Source organism: Pseudomonas sp. N040, assembly GCF_015637705.1.
Lineage (GTDB): Bacteria > Pseudomonadota > Gammaproteobacteria > Pseudomonadales > Pseudomonadaceae > Aquipseudomonas.
On record NZ_JADOBE010000006.1, the window covers coordinates 232,367 to 239,268 of the forward strand.

General features: G+C 52.2%; 2 protein-coding genes, 2 tRNA genes and 3 rRNA genes. All 7 read right to left on the bottom strand.

The window, feature by feature from the left end:
• Positions 1-18 precede the first annotated feature (18 nt).
• A complete protein-coding gene (locus ISX93_RS11265; RefSeq protein ID WP_195778820.1) occupies positions 19-636 on the bottom strand; it encodes a paraquat-inducible protein A in 618 nt (205 codons plus the stop codon).
• Positions 623-1,288, bottom strand: coding sequence for a paraquat-inducible protein A (locus ISX93_RS11270; RefSeq protein WP_195778821.1), 666 nt, complete (start codon positions 1,286-1,288; stop codon positions 623-625). The genes ISX93_RS11265 and ISX93_RS11270 overlap by 14 nt, the downstream gene beginning before the upstream one ends.
• A gap of 96 nt (positions 1,289-1,384) precedes the next feature.
• Positions 1,385-1,500, bottom strand: a 5S ribosomal RNA gene (gene rrf / locus ISX93_RS11275).
• A gap of 142 nt (positions 1,501-1,642) precedes the next feature.
• A 23S ribosomal RNA gene (locus tag ISX93_RS11280) occupies positions 1,643-4,535 on the bottom strand.
• A gap of 242 nt (positions 4,536-4,777) precedes the next feature.
• Positions 4,778-4,853: transfer RNA gene (locus ISX93_RS11285), tRNA-Ala, on the bottom strand.
• Positions 4,854-4,884: 31 nt separating this feature from the next.
• A tRNA-Ile gene (locus tag ISX93_RS11290) sits at positions 4,885-4,961 on the bottom strand.
• Positions 4,962-5,054: 93 nt separating this feature from the next.
• A 16S ribosomal RNA gene (locus ISX93_RS11295) occupies positions 5,055-6,591 on the bottom strand.
• Together the 16S, 23S and 5S rRNA genes with 2 tRNA genes alongside form the textbook arrangement of a ribosomal RNA operon.
• Positions 6,592-6,902 lie beyond the last annotated feature (311 nt).

Below are 6,902 nucleotides of genomic sequence, written 5' to 3' on the forward strand. Positions count from 1 at the left end.
CATTTGCACAGCGATCAATCAATCCGCTTTTGTTTCAGCATTGTCCCAGATCAACCGCGGATCGAAGGCCACTGCGGCGAGCATGGTCAGAACCACCACACTGCAAAAGGCGACAGCACCGAATCCCGCCTCGATGGATGCCAGGCTGCCAAACTTGACCAGGGCCACGAGGATGGTAATCACGAAGATATCGAGCATGGACCAGCGGCCAATCCACTCGATAAAGCGGTACATCATGCCGCGCTGCCGGGCAGACAATGGCTGTTTGCGCTGGATCGAGTACAGCAGCAGGCCCAAGCCAACCAGCTTGAAGGTTGGTACCAGGATACTCGCGACAAACACGACGATGGCAATCGGCACCATGTCGTAATGAATCAGCTCGATCACACCGGACATGATGGTATCCGGCTGGCCCTTGCCCAGCGAATAGACCGTCATGATCGGCAGCACATTGGCCGGGATGTACATCAGTGCCGCAGTCAGCAGCAAAGCCCAGGTTCGGCGCAGGCTATCCGGGCGCCGGGCATGCAAGTGAGCGCCGCAGCGGCTACACAATTGCTGTGCCATGCCTTCCTCGCGACGATTTAATTCGTGGCATTCGCCACAAACCAGAATGCCGGCATCAATGGCTCTCATTGCTATCCCCTTCAGCCAGCGCCTCCCAGATCTGATGTGGTGCCATGGTGACTTCCAGCCATACCTGGATCAGCAATAAGGAGATGAAACAGACCAAACCAACTCCGATTGTCGGCTTGGCTATATCGATGAGCTTGACGATGGAGACCAGGATGCCCATCAGATACACCTCGAGCATGCCCCATTCACGCATCTGGTGGTAAATCCTGTAGAGGAACAATCCATAGGCACGCCCAACGTCCAGGCGAATACTCAGGAGCACCAGGAACTGGATCATCAACTTGAGAAACGGGATAACCATGCTGGAAAGAAAAACCACCACGGCAATGCTCTGCAAGACTCCACCCGCTTCATATAAGCTGACAACACCGGTCCACACAGTGTCTTGCGAAGTCTGACCGAGCACATTGATCTGCATGATGGGAAAAAAGCTGGCAGGGATGAACAGCAGCAATGCTGCAATAACCAGCGCCAGACTACGCTTTACCACTTGGGTATTGTGCCGATACAGCTCGAAGCCACAGCGAGGGCAATCAGCCCGCTCACCGTTGGCCAGATGCGGCTTGAGCATCAGCAAATCGCACTCATGGCAAGCGACCAATTGATCCAGCGGCTTATCCGCAAGCACGTTGCAGTCAGCAGTCTGCCTCATATCGACTTCCTGGCTTTTTGACGAGTCTGATTATAACCCTATCCTGCAAAAGCAAACCCCCGACCCGCTTACGCGGATCGGGGGTTTGGGATAGGTGCTTGACGATGACCTACTCTCACATGGGGAAACCCCACACTACCATCGGCGATGCATCGTTTCACTTCTGAGTTCGGGATGGGATCAGGTGGTTCCAACGCTCTATGGTCGTCAAGCAATTTTGTTGCTGTCTCGGGGTTAGCCGCTACAGCGAATCGGGTATGTGATATCGGTTGGTAATGCGTGTTCTGGCAAACTTTCGGTTTGTTGTCGACTTCAACCATCGAGCACGCAAACTACAAATTGTTTGGGTGTTATATGGTCAAGCCTCACGGGCAATTAGTATTGGTTAGCTCAACGCCTCACAGCGCTTACACACCCAACCTATCAACGTCGTAGTCTTCGACGGCCCTTCAGGGAGCTCAAGGCTCCAGTGAGATCTCATCTTGAGGCAAGTTTCCCGCTTAGATGCTTTCAGCGGTTATCTTTTCCGAACATAGCTACCCGGCAATGCCACTGGCGTGACAACCGGAACACCAGAGGTTCGTCCACTCCGGTCCTCTCGTACTAGGAGCAGCCCCTCTCAAATCTCAAACGTCCACGGCAGATAGGGACCGAACTGTCTCACGACGTTCTAAACCCAGCTCGCGTACCACTTTAAATGGCGAACAGCCATACCCTTGGGACCGGCTTCAGCCCCAGGATGTGATGAGCCGACATCGAGGTGCCAAACACCGCCGTCGATATGAACTCTTGGGCGGTATCAGCCTGTTATCCCCGGAGTACCTTTTATCCGTTGAGCGATGGCCCTTCCATACAGAACCACCGGATCACTAAGACCTACTTTCGTACCTGCTCGACGTGTCTGTCTCGCAGTCAAGCGCGCTTTTGCCTTTATACTCTACGACCGATTTCCGACCGGTCTGAGCGCACCTTCGTACTCCTCCGTTACTCTTTAGGAGGAGACCGCCCCAGTCAAACTGCCCACCATACACTGTCCTCGATCCGGATAACGGACCAGAGTTAGAACCTCAAAGTTGCCAGGGTGGTATTTCAAGGTTGGCTCCACGCGAACTGGCGTCCACGCTTCAAAGCCTCCCACCTATCCTACACAAACAAGTTCAAAGTCCAGTGCAAAGCTACAGTAAAGGTTCACGGGGTCTTTCCGTCTAGCCGCGGATACACTGCATCTTCACAGCGATTTCAATTTCACTGAGTCTCGGGTGGAGACAGCGCCGCCATCGTTACGCCATTCGTGCAGGTCGGAACTTACCCGACAAGGAATTTCGCTACCTTAGGACCGTTATAGTTACGGCCGCCGTTTACCGGGGCTTCGATCAAGAGCTTCGCTTGCGCTAACCCCATCAATTAACCTTCCGGCACCGGGCAGGCGTCACACCCTATACGTCCACTTTCGTGTTTGCAGAGTGCTGTGTTTTTAATAAACAGTCGCAGCGGCCTGGTATCTTCGACCGGCATGGGCTTACGTAGTAAATACTTCACCCTCACCGGCGCACCTTCTCCCGAAGTTACGGTGCCATTTTGCCTAGTTCCTTCACCCGAGTTCTCTCAAGCGCCTTGGTATTCTCTACCCAACCACCTGTGTCGGTTTGGGGTACGGTTCCTAGTTACCTGAAGCTTAGAAGCTTTTCTTGGAAGCATGGCATCAACCACTTCGTCATCTAAAAGACAACTCGTCATCAGTTCTCGATCTTGAACGCCCGGATTTGCCTAAGCATTCGATCTACCACCTTAAACACGGACAACCAACGCCGTGCTGGCCTAGCCTTCTCCGTCCCTCCATCGCAGTAACTAGAAGTACAGGAATATTAACCTGTTTCCCATCGACTACGCTTTTCAGCCTCGCCTTAGGGACCGACTAACCCTGCGTCGATTAACGTTGCGCAGGAACCCTTGGTCTTTCGGCGTGGGTGTTTTTCACACCCATTGTCGTTACTCATGTCAGCATTCGCACTTCTGATACCTCCAGCCAGCTTCTCAACTGACCTTCACAGGCTTACAGAACGCTCCTCTACCGCATCACTTACGTGATACCCGTAGCTTCGGTGTATGGTTTGAGCCCCGTTACATCTTCCGCGCAGGCCGACTCGACTAGTGAGCTATTACGCTTTCTTTAAAGGGTGGCTGCTTCTAAGCCAACCTCCTAGCTGTCTAAGCCTTCCCACATCGTTTCCCACTTAACCATAACTTTGGGACCTTAGCTGACGGTCTGGGTTGTTTCCCTTTTCACGACGGACGTTAGCACCCGCCGTGTGTCTCCCATGCTCGGCACTTGCTGGTATTCGGAGTTTGCATCGGTTTGGTAAGTCGGGATGACCCCCTAGCCGAAACAGTGCTCTACCCCCAGCAGTGATACATGAGGCGCTACCTAAATAGCTTTCGAGGAGAACCAGCTATCTCCGAGCTTGATTAGCCTTTCACTCCGATCCACAGGTCATCCGCTAACTTTTCAACGGTAGTCGGTTCGGTCCTCCAGTTAGTGTTACCCAACCTTCAACCTGCCCATGGATAGATCGCCCGGTTTCGGGTCTATACCCAGCGACTAAAGCGCCCTATTAAGACTCGCTTTCGCTACGCCTCCCCTATTCGGTTAAGCTCGCCACTGAATATAAGTCGCTGACCCATTATACAAAAGGTACGCAGTCACCCAACAAAGTAGGCTCCCACTGCTTGTACGCATACGGTTTCAGGATCTATTTCACTCCCCTCTCCGGGGTTCTTTTCGCCTTTCCCTCACGGTACTAGTTCACTATCGGTCAGTCAGTAGTATTTAGCCTTGGAGGATGGTCCCCCCATATTCAGACAAAGTTTCTCGTGCTCCGTCCTACTCGATTTCACTTCTAAGACCTTTTCGCGTACAGGGCTATCACCCACTATGGCCGCACTTTCCAGAGCGTTCCGCTAAAATCAAAGAAGCTTAAGGGCTAGTCCCCGTTCGCTCGCCACTACTAAGGGAATCTCGGTTGATTTCTTTTCCTCAGGGTACTTAGATGTTTCAGTTCCCCTGGTTCGCCTCTTGCACCTATGTATTCAGTACAAGATAACCATCTTATGATGGCTGGGTTCCCCCATTCAGACACCTCCGGATCAAAGTCTGTTTGCCGACTCCCCGAAGCTTTTCGCAGGCTACCACGTCTTTCATCGCCTCTGACTGCCAAGGCATCCACCGTATGCGCTTCTTCACTTGACCATATAACCCCAAGCAATCTGGTTACTGTCTCGAACGTGAAGACGACATTCGCCGAAAATTTGCACTTGAGAACACGCAAATTTTACCTTGACTCAAACAATCACCAGTGAAAGAGATTGTTTGGTCACTTCTATCACATACCCAAATTTTTAAAGAACAGTTCTGGCGCAAAGACCAGAACTCAACATCTCAGCCTATCCAGGCAGATGCTCAGTTCTGAGCTTTCAGCGATTTCGAGTTAATGGTGGAGCCAAACGGGATCGAACCGTTGACCTCCTGCGTGCAAGGCAGGCGCTCTCCCAGCTGAGCTATGGCCCCATCTAATGATCTGGCCACGACCCTTGACAATTGGTGGGTCTGGGCAGATTCGAACTGCCGACCTCACCCTTATCAGGGGTGCGCTCTAACCAACTGAGCTACAGACCCAATCGTCTCTCTCGGGTCTATTAACCCAATCGCTTTTCGCAAGTGAATCAAGCAATTCGTGTGGGTGCTTATGAAGAAGCTGAAGTCTTCGATTAAGGAGGTGATCCAGCCGCAGGTTCCCCTACGGCTACCTTGTTACGACTTCACCCCAGTCATGAATCACTCCGTGGTAACCGTCCCCCTTGCGGTTAGACTAGCTACTTCTGGAGCAACCCACTCCCATGGTGTGACGGGCGGTGTGTACAAGGCCCGGGAACGTATTCACCGTGACATTCTGATTCACGATTACTAGCGATTCCGACTTCACGCAGTCGAGTTGCAGACTGCGATCCGGACTACGATCGGTTTTGTGGGATTAGCTCCACCTCGCGGCTTGGCAACCCTCTGTACCGACCATTGTAGCACGTGTGTAGCCCTGGCCGTAAGGGCCATGATGACTTGACGTCATCCCCACCTTCCTCCGGTTTGTCACCGGCAGTCTCCTTAGAGTGCCCACCATAACGTGCTGGTAACTAAGGACAAGGGTTGCGCTCGTTACGGGACTTAACCCAACATCTCACGACACGAGCTGACGACAGCCATGCAGCACCTGTGTTCGAGTTCCCGAAGGCACCAATCTATCTCTAGAAAGTTCTCGACATGTCAAGGCCAGGTAAGGTTCTTCGCGTTGCTTCGAATTAAACCACATGCTCCACCGCTTGTGCGGGCCCCCGTCAATTCATTTGAGTTTTAACCTTGCGGCCGTACTCCCCAGGCGGTCAACTTAATGCGTTAGCTGCGCCACTAAGTCCTCAAGGAACCCAACGGCTAGTTGACATCGTTTACGGCGTGGACTACCAGGGTATCTAATCCTGTTTGCTCCCCACGCTTTCGCACCTCAGTGTCAGTATCAGTCCAGGTGGTCGCCTTCGCCACTGGTGTTCCTTCCTATATCTACGCATTTCACCGCTACACAGGAAATTCCACCACCCTCTACCGTACTCTAGCTTTGCAGTTTTGGATGCAGTTCCCAGGTTGAGCCCGGGGATTTCACATCCAACTTACAAAACCACCTACGCGCGCTTTACGCCCAGTAATTCCGATTAACGCTTGCACCCTCTGTATTACCGCGGCTGCTGGCACAGAGTTAGCCGGTGCTTATTCTGTCGGTAACGTCAAATCAGCAACGTATTAAGCTACTGACCTTCCTCCCAACTTAAAGTGCTTTACAATCCGAAGACCTTCTTCACACACGCGGCATGGCTGGATCAGGCTTGCGCCCATTGTCCAATATTCCCCACTGCTGCCTCCCGTAGGAGTCTGGACCGTGTCTCAGTTCCAGTGTGACTGATCATCCTCTCAGACCAGTTACGGATCGTCGCCTTGGTGAGCCATTACCTCACCAACTAGCTAATCCGACCTAGGCTCATCTGATAGCGTGAGGTCCGAAGATCCCCCACTTTCTCCCGTAGGACGTATGCGGTATTAGCGTCCGTTTCCGAACGTTATCCCCCACTACCAGGCAGATTCCTAGGCATTACTCACCCGTCCGCCGCTCTCAAGAAAAGCAAGCTTTTCTCTACCGCTCGACTTGCATGTGTTAGGCCTGCCGCCAGCGTTCAATCTGAGCCATGATCAAACTCTTCAGTTCAATACTGATCGGGTTTTGAGAAAACCCTAAACTTGGCTCAGCAATCGCAAAAAACTCTCAAATTAACGAGTGTTACTTGTGATGCTGATAATCTTGCGATCCTCAGTCTTACTACACAAGCACCCACACGAATTGCTTGATTCAGTTGTTAAAGAGCGTTTGGCTGATTCGTTCGTCTCAACCAAGGCCGCGCATTCTACAGCAGCCTCTACTTCCGTCAAGCCTATTTCAAAGAATTTTTCGTTTCTTCTCAACCGCTTGCGCTACTAACACCAACACTGCATGCCGGTAGCGGGAGGCGAATTCTACAG